The organism is Paenibacillus sp. sgz302148 (assembly GCF_056120465.1).
In genome coordinates, this window is record NZ_JBVYOJ010000004.1 from 226,557 (window position 1) to 242,637 (window position 16,081).

Annotated in this window: 17 protein-coding genes; 2 read left to right on the plus strand and 15 right to left on the minus strand. The window is 52.2% G+C overall.

What is annotated here, in order from left to right:
• Window positions 1–10: 10 nt before the first annotated feature.
• The 3 genes from AC0LWM_RS08155 to acsA all read right to left on the minus strand — a co-directional run bounded on the left by AC0LWM_RS08155 (window position 11) and on the right by acsA (window position 4,313).
• Window positions 11–925 carry a carbohydrate ABC transporter permease gene (locus AC0LWM_RS08155; RefSeq protein ID WP_474674411.1) on the minus strand — a complete coding sequence of 305 codons (915 nt, stop codon included), beginning with the start codon at window positions 923–925 and terminating at the stop codon, window positions 11–13.
• Between the two features lie 77 nt (window positions 926–1,002).
• Complete coding sequence (locus tag AC0LWM_RS08160; RefSeq protein ID WP_474674412.1) at window positions 1,003–2,328, minus strand: ABC transporter substrate-binding protein; 1,326 nt, start codon at window positions 2,326–2,328, stop codon at window positions 1,003–1,005.
• Between the two features lie 260 nt (window positions 2,329–2,588).
• A complete protein-coding gene (gene acsA, locus AC0LWM_RS08165; RefSeq protein WP_474674413.1) occupies window positions 2,589–4,313 on the minus strand; it encodes an acetate--CoA ligase in 1,725 nt (574 codons plus the stop codon).
• Window positions 4,314–4,550: 237 nt separating this feature from the next.
• On the opposite strand from acsA, the gene AC0LWM_RS08170 reads away from it, so the two are divergent.
• On the plus strand, window positions 4,551–5,183 hold the full coding sequence (locus tag AC0LWM_RS08170) for a GNAT family N-acetyltransferase (protein WP_474674414.1): 633 nt from the start codon (window positions 4,551–4,553) through the stop codon (window positions 5,181–5,183).
• Window positions 5,184–5,209: 26 nt separating this feature from the next.
• On the plus strand, window positions 5,210–6,388 hold the full coding sequence (locus AC0LWM_RS08175; protein WP_474674415.1) for an acetoin utilization protein AcuC: 1,179 nt from the start codon (window positions 5,210–5,212) through the stop codon (window positions 6,386–6,388).
• An 82-nt stretch (window positions 6,389–6,470) separates the two neighbouring features.
• Here the strand turns inward: AC0LWM_RS08175 and AC0LWM_RS08180 are convergent, their stop codons facing one another.
• The 12 genes from AC0LWM_RS08180 to AC0LWM_RS08235 form a co-directional block, all read right to left on the minus strand.
• A complete protein-coding gene (locus AC0LWM_RS08180) occupies window positions 6,471–7,169 on the minus strand; it encodes a 5'-methylthioadenosine/adenosylhomocysteine nucleosidase (RefSeq protein WP_474674416.1) in 699 nt (232 codons plus the stop codon).
• Between the two features lie 53 nt (window positions 7,170–7,222).
• A complete protein-coding gene (gene ccpA, locus AC0LWM_RS08185; RefSeq protein ID WP_474674417.1) occupies window positions 7,223–8,227 on the minus strand; it encodes a catabolite control protein A in 1,005 nt (334 codons plus the stop codon).
• Window positions 8,228–8,407: 180 nt separating this feature from the next.
• Entirely contained in the window at window positions 8,408–8,827 is a 420-nt protein-coding gene (locus tag AC0LWM_RS08190; protein ID WP_474674418.1) for a hypothetical protein, read from the minus strand.
• A gap of 111 nt (window positions 8,828–8,938) precedes the next feature.
• Window positions 8,939–9,349: a VanZ family protein gene (locus tag AC0LWM_RS08195; protein WP_474674419.1), complete on the minus strand. Its 411-nt coding sequence runs from the start codon at window positions 9,347–9,349 to the stop codon at window positions 8,939–8,941.
• Complete coding sequence (locus tag AC0LWM_RS08200; RefSeq protein ID WP_474674420.1) at window positions 9,346–9,888, minus strand: type 1 glutamine amidotransferase domain-containing protein; 543 nt, start codon at window positions 9,886–9,888, stop codon at window positions 9,346–9,348. Before AC0LWM_RS08200 ends, AC0LWM_RS08195 begins: the two co-directional genes overlap by 4 nt.
• A 26-nt stretch (window positions 9,889–9,914) precedes the next feature.
• Entirely contained in the window at window positions 9,915–11,651 is a 1,737-nt protein-coding gene (gene ptsP, locus AC0LWM_RS08205; protein ID WP_474674421.1) for a phosphoenolpyruvate--protein phosphotransferase, read from the minus strand.
• Window positions 11,644–13,536: a glucose PTS transporter subunit IIA gene (locus AC0LWM_RS08210; RefSeq protein WP_474674422.1), complete on the minus strand. Its 1,893-nt coding sequence runs from the start codon at window positions 13,534–13,536 to the stop codon at window positions 11,644–11,646. Before AC0LWM_RS08210 ends, ptsP begins: the two co-directional genes overlap by 8 nt.
• Window positions 13,537–13,701: 165 nt before the next feature.
• Window positions 13,702–14,028 carry a spore coat protein gene (locus AC0LWM_RS08215; RefSeq protein ID WP_474674423.1) on the minus strand — a complete coding sequence of 109 codons (327 nt, stop codon included), beginning with the start codon at window positions 14,026–14,028 and terminating at the stop codon, window positions 13,702–13,704.
• Window positions 14,029–14,060: 32 nt separating this feature from the next.
• Entirely contained in the window at window positions 14,061–14,297 is a 237-nt protein-coding gene (locus tag AC0LWM_RS08220; protein WP_474674424.1) for a hypothetical protein, read from the minus strand.
• A gap of 81 nt (window positions 14,298–14,378) precedes the next feature.
• Window positions 14,379–14,849, minus strand: coding sequence for a hypothetical protein (locus AC0LWM_RS08225; RefSeq protein ID WP_474674425.1), 471 nt, complete (start codon window positions 14,847–14,849; stop codon window positions 14,379–14,381).
• A 154-nt stretch (window positions 14,850–15,003) separates the two neighbouring features.
• Complete coding sequence (gene thiE / locus AC0LWM_RS08230; RefSeq protein ID WP_474674426.1) at window positions 15,004–15,660, minus strand: thiamine phosphate synthase; 657 nt, start codon at window positions 15,658–15,660, stop codon at window positions 15,004–15,006.
• Window positions 15,641–16,075 (minus strand): CoA-binding protein, encoded by a 435-nt coding sequence (locus tag AC0LWM_RS08235; RefSeq protein ID WP_474674427.1) that lies wholly within the window; start codon window positions 16,073–16,075, stop codon window positions 15,641–15,643. Before AC0LWM_RS08235 ends, thiE begins: the two co-directional genes overlap by 20 nt.
• Window positions 16,076–16,081 lie beyond the last annotated feature (6 nt).

The following is a 16,081-nucleotide window of genomic DNA, read 5'->3' on the forward strand; positions in this document are numbered from 1 at the left end:
CTTGTTCCCCCTAGGACAATTCTACCGTATCGCGCCGCATAATCCGCTGCAATACAAGCGTCGTGATGAGTGTCAAAATGAGAATCATGACGCCGATCGTTGCGCCGTAGCTGAAATGATATTGCCTAAACCCGATTTGGTACAAGTACGAGCCCATGACGTGTGTCGTATTGTCCGGCCCGCCTTCGGTCATCAAGGACACGATGACGAACGAACCGTTCAGCGTCGTCATGACGATCGACAGGATCGAAATTTTCATCTGCTCCCAAATAAGCGGTATCGTAATTCGCCACAGCTGCGTCCATTGCGTCGCGCCGTCGATGTTCGCCGCTTCGTACAGCGACTCCGGTATATTCAAGATTGCCGCGATCATTAGAATCATATAGAAGCCGATACCGGCCCAAATCGTTGGCGGCAGAAACGTCCATATCGTATGCACGGGGAAGCCGAGCCAGGCGATATTCACCTTTTCGCCGGTGAGCACGGTCAGAATCGAGTTAATGAAGCCGATCTCCGGGTTATAGATAAATCTCCACAACACCCCGATAATAACGACCGATATAATATTCGGGATAAAGAAGATCGAGCGGAAAAATCCGGCGCTGCGCAGCCCGAACCGGGTAAGCGCTACAGCAAAGAAAGTCGCCAGGATCATAATGCCGATGACCTTGCCGACCACGAGGAAATAGTCGTTGCCGATCGAAGTATAAAATATCGGATCGCTCAGCAGCTCCTTGAAATTGTCAAAGCCAACGAAATTCATCGTTTCCGAGCCGCCGGACCAGTCAAAGAACGAATAATAAAGTCCCTTGAACACCGGGTAAATCATAAACAACAAGAAGAACAGGAAGGTAGGAACAACAAACGTAGCGATAAACATGTTGCGTTTCCATTGGGCCGTTCTAATTCTCCCGCCTGAACTCATCAAGCTTCACCGTCTTTCTCAGTAAATTGCGGAGGGTTGGGCATCCCCACCCTCCGCTGAAATCCGCTACTTCGACGTTATTTTTTCGCTTTCGTGATCGCGTCTTTGACGCGCGTGATCCATTCGTCCGGCGTAATTTTGCCGATTGTCACCGCGTCGGTGGAGTCCATCATCACTTTCTCCACGTCGGCGTTCAGTGTAATGCTCGGAACGACGATCGTATTTTCGGAGGACAATGCATTAGCTGCGTCCTTCACATAGTTCGGCGCTTTGGACGAGCTGATGTCGCCTTTAATGTTGGATGGCGCACCGCTCAGCTCCGCCCATTGCGAAGCTTGCGCTTTCGAGAAGATGAATTGCAGGAAAGCTTTTGCCGCTTCTTTGTTCTTCGCTTTTTTGGCAATCGCAACGTTGGAAACCGATGTGTTGGCTACCATTTTGCCGCCCGGTTCCTGCGTTATCGATGGCATGAAGCCAAAATCGAACGTCGGAGGCACGTCTTTCGCCATCTCGTTCGGCAGCCACAAGCCGTTGACGATAAAGGCGTCCTTGTGCTGCAGGAACAACGACTGCGAATCGGTATGGTTCAATTGGATCGCACCCGGATCGATAAAGCCTTTATCGCGAATCTCGACGATTTTGCCCAGTGCGGTCTTGATCGCCGGATTGTCCAGCGCTTCGACCTTCAAGTCGGCAATGTCCTGCAGGATGTGCCAGTCGTTGTTGTTCGCGGATACGATCGCCGGGAACAAGAAACCGCCGTGAATGTAATACGGGTACATGCCGGTGTGGATAAACGGATTGATGCCGGCTGCCTTAATTTGCTCGCTGACTTTCAGGAACGCCTGATAGTCTTTAGGCACTTCCCAGCCTTTTTCTTTAAACAACGCTTTGTCGTAAAAAATACCCCAGGAGTTCAAAACGAGCGGAACACCATAAATTTTGTCGCCGTCGAATTTCTCGGGTGCGGATGCAAGCAGATCCAAAATTTTATCGCCGTCGATATTGGTTGCCGAGCCGATCCAGTCCGTCAAATCCTCGAGCTGGTTGTCCTTTACCATCTGGCGGATGTTCGAGCCTGCACCGTCGATATAGACAAAATCGGGCGGGTTGCCTTGAATCCACCGCGGCTTCATTTGATCGTTGATTTTAGGGCCGGCGCTCTCTTTGATGTTCAGATCGGGATGAAGCGCCGCAAAGTCGGCAATAACCTTCTTCCACCATTTGTCGCCGTAACCGCCTACAAAATATTGAATTTCAAAGTCGCCAGTCAGCTTTCCTTCTTTGCCGGTATCTGTCGTTGTGCCTGTTTCCGGCTTGGCCTCTTCCTTCTTGCCCGCGCAACCTGCGGCCAACGTTAAAATAAGCACGAATACGGAAATCATAGTGATCAACTTCTTCATCTCTGATTACCTCGCTCCCTTTTTTGTTGATCTTTCGTCATCATTCCCAAGATCTAGCTGTTTTATGAGCTTGCTGTTTGGCCCCCTCTCCTCCTGAAAGCACGAATGAACAACAAAAAAAGGGCATCGTTATAGAAGCTTGTTAAAGCTTCAATAACGAATGCCCTTTCGGTAACATGTTATTGTCCGTGCTTATTCAATTATCCTTGACAAAGTCGATATTACAAGATTCACGGAGAAACGTCAACACCAATTTCGGATTAATCTTCGATTGTGGACAGGTCTCCCGTCGGCAAATTCAATTCCCACGCCTTCAGCACGCGGCGCATAATTTTGCCGCTGCGCGTTTTCGGCAGTTTGTCTTTGAATTCGATCTCTCTTGGCGCCGCATGAGCGGACATTCCTTCTTTGACGAACTTGGCGATCTCCGCTTTCAGCTCCTCGGAAGGCTCGAACCCTTCACGCAAGGAAATAAACGCTTTAATGATTTCGCCCCGGATCGGATCCGGCTTGCCGATGACGCCCGCTTCCGCAACGGCCGGATGCTCGACGAGCTTGCTTTCGACCTCGAAAGGACCTACCCGCTCACCGGCGGTATTGATGACATCGTCAACTCGTCCTTGGAACCAGAAATAACCGTCTTCATCCATATAAGCGGAATCTCCCGATACATACCAGCCTTGAAGGCGGAAATATTCTTCATATTTGGACGGATTGTTCCAAATTTTTCGCATCATCGACGGCCATGGCGTTTTAACGGCCAGGTTGCCCATGCGGTATGGAGGGAGCACATTGCCGCTGTCATCGATAATAGCAGCTTGTACGCCTGGAATCGGACGCCCCATCGATCCCGGTTTGATCGGCATGCATGGATAATTGCAAATGAGCTGAGCGCCCGTTTCCGTCATCCACCACGTGTCGTGAATACGCTGTTTGTACACTTTCAGGCCCCAACGGACGACTTCCGGATTAAGCGGCTCACCTACGCTGAGTACATGACGGAGGCTGGACAGATTGGACTGTGCCACGATTTCGTCGCCTGCGCTCATCAGCATGCGGAACGCGGTTGGCGCACTGTACCAGACGGTAACGCCATACTTCTCGATTGTTTTGTACCAGTCTTGCGGATTGAACCGTCCGCCGCGAATGACGTTCGTTGCGCCGTTCAGCCAAGGCGCAAAAATGCCGTACGAAGTACCCGTAACCCAGCCTGGGTCGCCCGTACACCAGTACACGTCGTTTTCTTGCAAATCAAGTACGATTTTGCCGGTATAATAGTGTTGGATCATTGCATTTTGAACATGATATACGCCTTTCGGCTTACCTGTTGAACCGGAGGTGTAATGAAGAATAAGCCCGTCCTCGCGGTCCAGCCATTCGATTTCGGCTTGATCCGAGGCTTGCGCCATTTCCGCATAATAATCGATTTCGTCTTCACCTGCACCCACATCGTTGCCGACAAGAACGACGTGCTTCAGCTCTGGCAAATCCGCGCGGGGAACCCGCTCCTTCAAGGCCGGCGTCGTAATGATCGCAATCGCGCCGCTATCCTGCAAACGGTCGCGTACCGCGGTTTCCATGAACGCTTCGAACAGCGGGCCAACAACCGCGCCGATCTTGAGCGCGCCGAACAAGCAGAAATAAAGTTCCGGGGTACGCGGCATAAAGATAAAGACGCGATCACCCTTCTTCACGCCGTGGTTTCGCAGCACGTTCGCGAATTGGTTCGATTTCTTGCTCATCTCTTCAAACGTATATTTTTCTTCTCGTTGATTGTCGCTATAATACAGCGCGATTTTATCTTTTTTCGCTGATGCGGCATGACGGTCGATCGCCTCGTACGCCATGTTGACTTTGCCCGTTTCATGCCAGGAAAACGCCTTTTCTACCTCTTCCCAACGAAACGACGCATACGTTTCTTCATAATTGCCCAAATTCGAGTTGGCCGCCGTTACGGCTACCACTTCACCTTGCAAGTTGCCCATCTCTGATCTCCTCCTATTGACAAATAAATGCATACCTGACTCTTATACCGCTTTCAGTTAACGCTTACAACAATATGGGTTGGGACATGCGTTTCATATGGTGAAACCCGATGCCAAAAAATATGTACATTTTATGGCATGACTATTATAGCATAACGTTTCGTATTCGCCTATCGCTTTTCAAACATTCGTTTTTTTGCTATAAGTGAGTAGAGATAACGAAAAGGAGCTGCTGTTGTGGAATACATCAAATTGTATCATGCGACAAGCGTCCCGTTTCGCGGCGAGACGTTGATCGTTGAAGGACCGGTGAGCGGCGAGGAGCTGCGCAAGCTTACGATGCACGCCGATTTGCGCGCATTTCGCCGTCCCCACGAGCAGCACGAAGCTCTAATCGAAATTGCCGGACTGCCGGAGGGGCGTATCATCGTTGCGAGGCACGGAGAAATGATCGTCGGTTATGTCACCTTTCACTGCCCGGATGAAATGGAAAGCTGGTCGGATGGCAATATGCCGGATTTAATCGAGCTCGGGGCAATCGAGGTCGCCAAAGACTACCGCGGGGTCGGACTCGGCAAGCTGATGATCCAAACGGCGTTTCTGGAAGACCAAATGGAAAATTTGATCGTGTTTACGACCGAATATTATTGGCACTGGGATTTGGAAGGAAGCGGGTTGAACGTCTGGGAGTATCGCAAAATGATGGAAAAGCTCATGGAATCCGTCGGCATGATCTGGTATGCGACGGACGATCCGGAAATATGCTCTCATCCGGCCAATTGCCTGATGGTGCGCATCGGCAAGCGGGTCCCGCTTTCGTCCGAGGAAAAATTCGACCGCGTTCGTTTTCGCCAGCGGTTTATGTACTGATGTACCAATAGGGGGTTCGATAAGGAATGTCCGCAAAACCCGCATTTATATATCACGAGGATACGTTGAAATACCGTTTTAACTCCGAGCATCCGTTCAATCAGCAGCGGGTGACGATGGCGATCGATTTGCTGCACAAATCCGGGGCGCTTGCACTGGATGACATATACCGCCCCCGCAAGGCGGCCGATGACGAATTGCTCTGGATTCACGGGCAATCTTACATCGATGCGGTGAAAGCGTTAAGCGTGGATGTACCTAACGAGTCATGGCAGGAAAAAGCCGAAAAGTTCGGTCTGCATACGGAGGACACGCCATTTTTCCCCGGTATGCACGAAGCGACGTCCACCATTGTCGGCGGCTCGATCGAAGCGGCGGAGCTTGTCATGTCCGGCAAGCGTCCCCACGCGCTCCATTTGGGCGGCGGATTGCATCATGCGATGGCGAACCGGGGCTCCGGCTTTTGCGTTTACAATGACGCCTCTGTCGCAATAGCTTACATAAGACAGCACTATGGCGGCAAAGTCCTTTACATCGATACGGATGTCCATCACGGCGACGGCGTGCAGTGGTCGTTTTATACCGAACCGGACGTATGCACGTATTCGATACACGAAACCGGCAAATATCTGTTTCCCGGAACCGGCGCCGTTAACGAACGCGGCGACGGCACCGGGTTCGGATATTGCTATAACATTCCGCTGGAACCTTACACGGAGGATGAATCGTGGCTTGCCAACTTTCGTACATCCATCGAAAGGGTAACCGCTTTCTTCAAACCCGACGTGATCATCAGCCAGCATGGCTGCGATGCGCATGCCTTCGATCCGTTGTCCCATATTCATTGCAGCATGAATATTTATGCGGAGATGCCGCGCATCATTCATGACTTGGCTCACCAAGTTTGTAACGGACGTTGGATTGCACTCGGCGGCGGCGGATACGACATATGGCGGGTCGTCCCGCGGGCATGGAGCATGCTCTGGCTGGAAATGTCGGACCATCCGCTGATGGAAGCCATACGCCGCGACCCGCTTTTGCCGCTACCGGCCGAATGGCACGCGTTCTGGCAAAGAAATGCGCCGGTGCCGATGCCGACGACGTGGCTGGACGACATCTCCGTATGGCCGGCCATGCCCCGTCGCGAAGCGATTACGGAGAAAAATACGCAAACCACGGAAATCGCCATGCAATACATTCCGTAATATCCTAAACATAAGACGGACCCAGCGCTAGATGCGATGGGTCCGTTTCTATGATGAGCATATCGTTGATGTGAGCCGAATCTTACAGCTGACCCAGCATCTCTTCGATAATGCGATACGAACGATCAGCCGCAAGTACCGTGAATTCGTTAAAGTTCACATGGGCCGAACCGTCCGCTTTATCCGACATGGAGCGGATGATAACGAACGGCGTGCCGTTCATATGGCATACTTGCGCCACGGAAGCGCCTTCCATCTCCGTGCAAGCGCCCGACAACTCGTCGTACAGCGATTTAACGGCTTCGCGGCTGGCAACGAACTGGTCGCCGGACAATACTTTGCCTTTGACGAATTTGCCGTACAGCTTCTCCGTTGCGCCGCAGGCCGCTTCGACAAGCTTGCCGTCCGCAGCGTATTCCGAAACGTCCTGGAACGGGATCACGCCGCGAGCAAAGCCTAACGCCGTGACGTCCACGTCATGCTGCAGGCAAGTCGATGAAACGACGATATCGCCGATCTCCAGCGCGGGGTCTACCGCCCCCGCTACGCCGGTGAATAGGATCGAATCCACGCCGAAGTGATCGATCAAAATTTGCGTACAAACCGCCGCATTCACTTTACCGACGCCGGATTTGCACAGGACGACCCGCTTTCCGGCAAATTGTCCTTCATAATATGCGATCCCGGCTTTCACCGTTTTGTTCGCTTGCTCCATATGCTCCAATATGCGCTCGATTTCCTCGTTCATTGCGCCGATTAATCCGATTTTGTTATAGCTCATCCGAATGGCATCCTCACTTTCGTTCATCACAATCAGTCAACAGAAAAGGCTCATTATGCATGAGCCACGGAAAGTCTCGTTATGATTTCGTGCGGCAATACAACACGCGTGTTCTCTACCGTTTCCTTCTTCATCAGCTTCGTCAGCAATCGCATCGATACGGCGCCGATATCGTACATCGGCTGAGCGACCGTCGTCAGCTGCGGACGTACCATCGAAGCCATGCGAATGTTGTCCACGCTAATCACGGAAATGTCTTGCGGCACTTTTAAGCCAGCATCTTGAATGCAATGGATGGCGCCGATCGCCATTTCGTCCGTTGCGGCAAACACGGCCGTAGGTCGTTTCTTCAATTCCAGGAAATATTTCATCGCATCGATACCGGATTCATACCGGTAGTTTCCGATCCGAACGTAATTTTCATCGTAATTCAAGCCGGCTGCTTCCAATGCATTCTTGTATCCGTGGAAACGGGCATATCCATTGGACGGATCCTGCAGCGTACCGCTAATCATCGCGATATCGCGATGTCCTTCCTTGATCAGCGTTTCCACGGCGTCATAAGCCGCTTTCTGATGATCGATATCGACCGAAGGAATCGTACCGCTCTCGTCGGAAGTCGCGCACAAAACGATCGGCACGGAAGAGGTTTGGAAAGCTTGAATATGCTCGTCCGTTACGGCACCGCCCATGAACAACAGCCCGTCCACTTGTTTTTCAAGCAGGGTGTTGATGACGCGGATTTCCTTATCCTTCTTCTTGTCGGCGTTACACAAAATAATATTATAGTGGTACATATTCGCTATATCCTCGATACCGCGGGCAACCTCCGAAAAGATCGGATTCGAAATATCGGGAATGACGACGCCGACAGTCGTTGTTTTTTTGCTTGCCAATCCGCGGGCGACCGCATTCGGACGGTATCCTAATCGTTCGATCGCTTCAAATACCTTTTTACGCGTCTGCGGCTTCACATTCGGGTTATTGTTCACGACCCGTGAAACCGTGGCCATCGATACTCCAGCTTCTCGTGCTACATCATATATCGTTACCGTCACGTTCTTCTCTCCAATAACAAAAAATTTTTTTTCGTCCATTCCATATTACGTCAATGATACGATAATTTCGACCTTTTCGCAACCTGTGGGCAGGATTCCGACAAAATTCCAACTTCATTGATGTGACACGAAACGCCCTTATCCTTACGGGGAACCGTAAACATTCGGGCGCTGATAATGTTACATCCGATAACCGGACGTCGAATAGCTTGCGATTTGCGACAAACGATTGCGGATTTCTTCGGCCCATTGCTGATCGCCGATCGACCCGGCAAGCAGAAGCATATCGAGAAGCTGGTTCACCCGTTCCTCGATGATGGCACTGATGGATTGATTGACTTGATCCTTCTCCGATACGCGGAACATCAAGTTCGACACTTCATTGATATCGTTGAACAACAGTGATTGGCGCTCTGGATCTACGCCGAGCGTTGCGATCAATCCGGTCAAGTCCGGCTTCACTTCCGGGAGAACCTCGCTGCGGTTACAGGATGAACATGAAAAGATCGGCACGTTATCGATCTCAACCTTATTGGAATAGATGACCGTCCTAAGCTTGACTTCCATCTCTATACCGCACTTGCAAACTTTCAGCAACACGACCCTCTCCTTCGCCGACTATACGACCTAACTATGTATGTAAGATGTATATTCGACCTTCCTCGTTTAACTCCTTCAACGAGAGAGATAGTATTTTTTACCGCACCGAAGCTACAATCTTAGCTTCTTGTACGTGCGCTCGAAAGCGGGAATCGTCGTCGCCAGCATGGCGAGCGCCGCGCCGATCGCATCGTTGCGCAGGTCGGCGACATCGGGCGAACGTCCGGCGACGAACGTCTGATGATACTCGTCCGTGACCCCGTATACAACACACAGGGCAATAACGAGCAGCTTGCCCTTCCATGTCGTCGACAAGGATCCGAGCGCCCAGTAGAAACTTAAAGCCAAGCCGAAATAAGCGATAAAATGTCCCCAGTCGAAGCTGCTCATTTGAGGAAACAACGTATGGAAAAAGGGCAACAGCGTATTCAAATCGTCCCCGGTGCGACTTGACGCATAAAAAATAAAGGCCATCACAACGATGGCCGGAATAAAGTGGAGCAATCGCTTTGCCCGCATCATACTGTCCGCTTTCCTGCTTTGCTCGCCAGCACGTCGACAAAAGCTTTCGTGAAGGCCGGCAAATCCGGCGGACGCCGTCCGGAGACGATATTACGGTCCACGACAACCTCTTCGTCAACCCATGTCGCGCCGGCGTTTTCGATGTCATCCTTAATGCCCGGAGTCGAAGTCATCGTATAGCCTTTGCATATTTTGGCCGATATCAATACCCAGCCCGCATGGCAAATTTGAGCGATCGGCTTCTCGTCGTTGTGAAATTCCTGTACGAGCTGCAGCACTTTTGCGTAACGGCGCAATTTGTCCGGCGCCCAGCCGCCGGGAACATACAATCCGATATAATCGGCGGACTGCACGTCGTCGAACGAATAATCCGTCGTCAGCGGAACGCCGTATTTGCCGTGATATACAGTTCCGCCCTTCGGTCCGACCAGATCCACCTGTGCGCCGGCTTCACGCAGCCGGTACACCGGATACCACATCTCCAAATCCTCGAATTCTTCGTCGACAAGCGCAAGTACTTTGAAGCCTGACAGTTCCATTCCAATCCACTCCTCTATTGTCTGTTTCAATTCGCTTTCGAAAAATGCCGCTCCGAAAAATCGCCCAGCAGCTTGCCGATTTGTTCGCTCGTCCGGCAAGCGAGCACCTGCTCGACAAGCTGCTTGCAAACGTCCGCATCGCTTTCCAAGATCCGGTTTTTGACCGGCAGCATCGATTGCACCGACATGCTCAAATCCTGAACGCCAAGCCCGAGCCAGATCGGTACGGCTTTAACGTCGCCGGCCATTTCGCCGCATACGCCGACATGGATGCCTTGGCGCTTCGCCGCATCAACCGTCGCCTTCAGCATGCGCAAAACCGCCGGATGAAACGGATCGTACAAATGTGCAATTTGCTCGTTCATCCGGTCAACCGCCAGCACATATTGGACAAGGTCGTTGGTGCCGATGCTGAAGAAGTCGACTTCCTCCGCCAAATAATCGGCGATGACAACGGCGGCGGGCACCTCGATCATAATGCCGACCTCGATCTTTTCATTGTACGGCTTTCCTTGAGCGGTCAGTTCCTGTTTCGCCTGCTCAAGCAATGCGTTCGCGCCGCGAATTTCATCAAGCGAGGAAATCATCGGATACATCACTTTGACGTTGCCGTGATGGCTCGCCCGCAAAATCGCCTTCAATTGGGTTTTGAACATTTCCTTGCGGTCGAGGCTGATCCGGATCGAACGATAGCCGAGCACCGGATTTTCCGATTCCGGCAGCGGAAAATAATCCAATTCCTTGTCTCCCCCGATATCCAGCGTACGAATAATCAAAGGTCGGCCTTCAAGCTTCTCGGCGGCGGAACGGTAAACTTCATACTGTTCGTCTTCCTTCGGAAACGTATCGCGGTCCATATACAAAAATTCGGTACGGAACAAACCGACGCCCGCGGCATTATACTGCAACGCCAGCTCCAGATCCTTCACGGAGCTGATATTGGCATCCAAGTGCACTTCGAAGCCGTCAGCGGTCCGGGCCGGAACGGAGATCAGCGTCTGCAGCCGGCTGTTCCATTCGCGCAGCCTTGCCTGACGGTTCACGTATTGCTGTACGGTCTCTTCCTCCGGGTTAATATGAACGATGCCTTCCTCGCCGTCGACGACAAGAAAATCTCCCGTCTGAATCGGATTGTCCAGTTTGCCTTCCAACCCAAGCACAAAAGGAATGCCCATCGCACGCGCCATGATCGCGGAGTGCGAGGTTTTGCCCCCCATCATCGTGACGATGCCGAGCACATTGGTAGGGTTCAAATGCGCCAGTTGGGACGGCGACAGCTCCTTGGCAACCAGAATATATGGCTGCGTATCGGATGGAAGCGTTACTTCCGGTGCGCCGAGCAGATGCTTGAGCAGCCGGTTTCCGACATCCTTGATATCAAGCGCGCGTTCCTTCATATAGTCGTCATCCAATAGATCGAACATCGTGACAAAATGATCGATGACTTCCTTCACGGCAACCTCCGCGGCCTTATATTGCCGCTGAATGATACCTTGAATCTCGTTCATGAACACCGGGTCTTCCAATATAGCGAGATGAGCGTCAAATATATTCGATTCTTCGTAGCCGACTAGATCGGAAATTTCCTTCTTAATAAATTCCAGCTCGTTTTTGGAAGTACGAACTCCCTCGTACAGCCGTTCGAATTCCATAGCCATGTCAGTGACGTCGATGCGCTGATCGGGAAGCTCCCACTCCCAATGCGGCAGAACGAATGCCTTGCCGATGGCGATTCCCGCCGAAGCGCCGATGCCGTTAACCATGATGTTCTCCCCCTTCGACCGCGTTCTCCTTCATGACGACGGACATGACCGACGCCTGGCCTTTTTTCACCGCTTTATAAGGGGCGAAGCTCCACGATTTTACTTTATCCGGATTCGTAATGACCATCGGCGTAGCCATCGACTTGCAATTTTTGCGGACATTGGCCAAATCGAAACGAATCAGCAATTGTCCCGCCTTCACCTCATCGCCGACCTGAATGTGCGAAGTAAACCATTTGCCTTTCAGATGCGACGTGTCGATGCCGATATGCAGCAGTACTTCAAGCCCTTCGGCGGTTGCGATCCCCACGGCGTGAAGCGTCGGATAAATATGCATGACTTTGCCGGCAACCGGCGAAACGAGCTCGCCTTTGTCGGGCATGAACGCAACCCCGTTGCCGACCAGCTTGCCCGCGAATATCTGATCCGGCACATCCTCAAGCGGAATCATCCGTCCTTGCACCGGCGAGCTGAATAACACTTGTTTTACGTCCCTACGCACCACTTTCATGATCTCCTCGCGTATGAGTTCGGAGAACGTGCCGAATACGACTTGAACATTGCCCCCGCCGAGCCGAATGACGCCGGCTGCGCCAAGATTGCGCAGGGCGTTGATATCGAGCCTTTTGTCGTTGACAAGAGTCAGCCGCAGCCTGGTTATGCACGCTTCCATCGTCTTGATGTTCTCTTTGCCGCCAAGCGCCTGCAAGATGAGCGGCGAACGATAAGGAATGTCTCCCGCCCAATCGTCGAGCGATGAACCTTCTTCCCGGCCCGGTGTCGGGATGCGATACCGCCGAATTGCCCAGCGGAACATGAAATAATAAACGATTCCGTAGGCAATCCCAATCGGGATCAGCAAATAACCGTTTTTGGACAAATGGGCGTTAATAATAAAATCGATCGCGCCGGCTGAAAACGAAAACCCGTGGTGAATGTCAAGCGCCTGCGCAATCCACATCGATAGTCCCGACAATACCGCGTGAACAACGAACAAATAAGGGGCTACGAACAAAAATGCAAATTCGATCGGCTCCGTCACGCCGGTCAGAAACGAAGCGAGCGCCGCCGTCAGAAACGTCGCCCGAATTTTCGGCTTCAGGTCCTCGCGAGCCTCTTGGATAATCGCCAGCGCAATGGCCGGAATGGCGAACATCATCGTCGGGTACAAGCCCGCCATATAAATGCCCGCGTTAGGATCTCCCGCGAAAAACCGCGGCAAATCGCCGTAAATCACTTGGCCGTTCGCGCCATGATACGTGCCGACTTGAAACCACATGAAGTTGTTCAAAATATGGTGCAGTCCGAAAGCAACGAGCAGCCGGTGCAGCATGCCGTACAGGAAAGCGCCGAATCCGCCGAGTCCGAGCAGCCATGCGCTGATGGATTCCAAGGCGTGCTGCAAATAAGGCCCGACCGAAATCAAAATGCCGGCGAACAATACCGCCGCAAAGCTCATAAACAAAGGGACAAACCGCGGCCCGCCGAAAAATTGAATATATTCCGGCAGTTTTATATCTTTGAAGCGATAATAGGATAACGCTGCCATGATTCCGATGACGATTCCGCCGGGTACGCCGGGTTGAAATTCGGAACCTGCATAACGCTCGATTGAAAATTGAAAAATCAAAAAACCGACAAATGCTGCCATACCGGCGGTTCCCGAATTGTTCGTCAGTCCCAGCGCGACGCCTACGGCGAAAATAAACGGCAAATATGTAAAAATCGTATCGCCTGCATGGACTAACAAATCGCCAAAGTCGCCAAATCCGGTCTGGTTCCATGGTAAAGAGCCGAGGCTGATCAAGATTGCCGCAGCCGGAAGCGTCACCATCGGCAGCATGAGCGCCCTGCCTAATTGCTGCAGGTTTCCCATTAAGTTCAAACCTTACTCCTCCTTACCGTGACTGCGGAGATTAGAAATCAATCAGCGTGCTGATCTTATGATACGATGGTAAAGCTTATCCGCCCATTTGTCAAAAGGATTAAACAAAAACGAAACACCCCCTGCATTCAGAGGGTGCCTGATCGGCCGATCATCCGATATGAATTAAAGCTTGGGAAATTGGGTTTTATAATTGGAAAATTGAGTTGCCGTTTGGCTGATTTCCTGGGCTTCGGCCGTTTTCATCTTATACCAGCCTTTGGAAAACATGACGTCGAACAGCTTATACTGCTCGCCGTGAAGGTCGATCAAAATATTTTGCACATCCTGATGAAGCTTCGGATTTTGCATTTCGTTCAGACCTACGTTATACCCGTTCGTCATGCTTTTTTCCATCGACAAAATATCGTTGATCCAGTCGCGTTCGTTCATTTCCGGCCCCTTCACTTGCGGAAGCTGGCCCGTCTGCGGCATTTCCAGAGTAACCGGCATGCGTTCATCCTCCTTGACGAAATGGGAGCGGCTTATAACGTAACGGTGGTTTGCAAATGGGACAGCAGCGTATCGTAATGCTGCTGGTGCTTGCGGCCGGCTTCCTTGATCGTGTTTTGAATTTGAAGGTCGGTGCAGCGCGAAGCCGCCTCGCTGCATTTTTTCATCGCGAGAAGCTCCCACGACAAAAAGTCTTTGATGTAATGCAATTCCTTATCGGTCAATACGTTACGGTTTGACGTCGTTTGATTCGCGGGTGAGTTCTGCATCGGTATACCTCCGCTTCATTTGTCGATTGGGCGCTGGAGTAAAACACGCAGCGAACATAAATGCCCGCTGCGTGTTTTGGCTTAGAATCGGTTAAATGTGCTCGTACGATACCCTGCGTTGAAAGCATTGACGGACTGGGCTACGCTAGTGCCGAAGCTGCTAGGTTGGCTTGCGTCCGAACGGAGGTATTGGTCATGTCCAGCTTGGTTGCCGCGATAGTTCGCCGTATGGAACGATTGTGGGTTCGCATATTGCGAAGACTGGCTGTAGCCGGAAGAAGCGAAGCTTTGCGACTGAGCAAATTGGCTTGGGCTGAAAGAAGAGTAACCGCTCGTTTGGCCAAACGACTGGTTCCGGGATTGCTGGCTTTGGTCGTATGCGGATTGCACGTAACCGACAGGCTGATAAGCGCGTTGTGGTCCGCGATATTGCGAAGTTACTTGCGAACCGCCGAAATGTTGTTGCGGTTGATTGGAATCCGAACGAAGGTAGTTGTCATGTCCAGGTTGGTTGCCGCGATAGTTCGCAGTATGAAAGGATTGTTGATACAAGGGAGTGCCTCCTCAAAAGATGAAAGTCTTCATGGCCGATCCCGCCCGCTCCGGATACGCCCCGATGGACGCACTGAAACATGCATTGTCTCGATCCTGAAGCCTTTCTTATTGTCTCTTGAGGAGTTTGTTTTTATGTTGGATACTGCTGGGTCTAGCTTCTGCCGTCCGCGATACGGCGCAGCGCGGAGGCCGCCTGGAGCGGATCGGCTGCGCGCGTAATCGCAGACACGACGGCTATGCCGTCGGCACCCGCATCGATCACGTTCATTGCATTGTCCGCCGTAATTCCGCCGATCCCAACGATAGGGATTGCGGACTTGCTGCGGATGCTGCGAATAAGCTCCGTTCCGATCGGCGCTCCCGCATCGGCTTTCGTGCCGGTAGCGTAAACCGCTCCGACGCCGAGATAGTCGGCTCCGTCGTCTATCGCCTTGGCCGCTTCTTCCGGCGTGCCGGCCGATACGCCGATAATCGCTTCGTCGCCGAGCAATCGGCGCGCATCCGCGTAGGGGATATCGTCCTGACCGACATGAACGCCGTCGGCTTCAAGCAGCATGGCTACATCGACGCGGTCGTTGACGAGAAACGGCACGCCGCGTTCCCGGCATAACTCCCGAAGGGCCCGCCCTTCGGAGAGTACCCGGTGCAGCGGCGCCTTCTTCTCGCGCAGCTGGATCATCGTCACGCCGCCTTCGATCGCAAGCTTTGCGATCTCGAGAGCAGGCGCTTCGCCGTCGCCCAGCCCCATGACGAGGTATACGCGCAGCGCCTGCCGGAGGGAGAGCCGATCACGCATTCGTTTTGCCATGCGGCAGCAGAATCGAGTCTTCTACTTTAATGCAGCGGTCCATCACGACAGTAAGGCCGCCTTGCCGTGCAATATCGGCCGCTTCCTCATTCGCGATCCCAAGCTGCAGCCAGAATACTTTTGCTCCGATTTCAACGGCTTCCTCGGCGAACGGGACGACGTGCTCGCTGCGGCGGAATACGTTGACGACATCCACCTTCTCCGGAATGTCCTTTAAGGAAGCATAGCTTTTTTCGCCTAAAATTTGCTCCGCATTCGGATTCACCGGAATGATCCGGTATCCCTTCTTCTGCATCGCTTCGGACACCATATGCGAAACGCGCTCCGGATTATCGGACAATCCGACGACGGCGATCGTTTGCGCGTTCAGGAGCAATTGTTTGATTTCATCCCTCGACGGGTTTTCAAAAGTCATCCTGCA

Bases quoted from the DNA above. Each gene is read 5' to 3' on its own strand.
- AC0LWM_RS08235 (WP_474674427.1), bottom strand. From the start codon at position 16,075: ATGACTTTTGAAAACCCGTCGAGGGATGAAATCAAACAATTGCTCCTG.
- AC0LWM_RS08175 (WP_474674415.1), top strand. From the start codon at position 5,210: ATGTCCGCAAAACCCGCATTTATATATCACGAGGATACGTTGAAATAC.
- AC0LWM_RS08180 (WP_474674416.1), bottom strand. From the start codon at position 7,169: ATGAGCTATAACAAAATCGGATTAATCGGCGCAATGAACGAGGAAATC.
- AC0LWM_RS08215 (WP_474674423.1), bottom strand. From the start codon at position 14,028: ATGCCGGTTACTCTGGAAATGCCGCAGACGGGCCAGCTTCCGCAAGTG.
- acsA (WP_474674413.1), bottom strand. From the start codon at position 4,313: ATGGGCAACTTGCAAGGTGAAGTGGTAGCCGTAACGGCGGCCAACTCG.
- AC0LWM_RS08200 (WP_474674420.1), bottom strand. From the start codon at position 9,888: ATGGAACTGTCAGGCTTCAAAGTACTTGCGCTTGTCGACGAAGAATTC.
- ptsP (WP_474674421.1), bottom strand. From the start codon at position 11,651: ATGGTTAACGGCATCGGCGCTTCGGCGGGAATCGCCATCGGCAAGGCA.
- AC0LWM_RS08195 (WP_474674419.1), bottom strand. From the start codon at position 9,349: ATGATGCGGGCAAAGCGATTGCTCCACTTTATTCCGGCCATCGTTGTG.
- AC0LWM_RS08155 (WP_474674411.1), bottom strand. From the start codon at position 925: ATGAGTTCAGGCGGGAGAATTAGAACGGCCCAATGGAAACGCAACATG.
- thiE (WP_474674426.1), bottom strand. From the start codon at position 15,660: ATGGCAAAACGAATGCGTGATCGGCTCTCCCTCCGGCAGGCGCTGCGC.
- AC0LWM_RS08160 (WP_474674412.1), bottom strand. From the start codon at position 2,328: ATGAAGAAGTTGATCACTATGATTTCCGTATTCGTGCTTATTTTAACG.
- AC0LWM_RS08220 (WP_474674424.1), bottom strand. From the start codon at position 14,297: ATGCAGAACTCACCCGCGAATCAAACGACGTCAAACCGTAACGTATTG.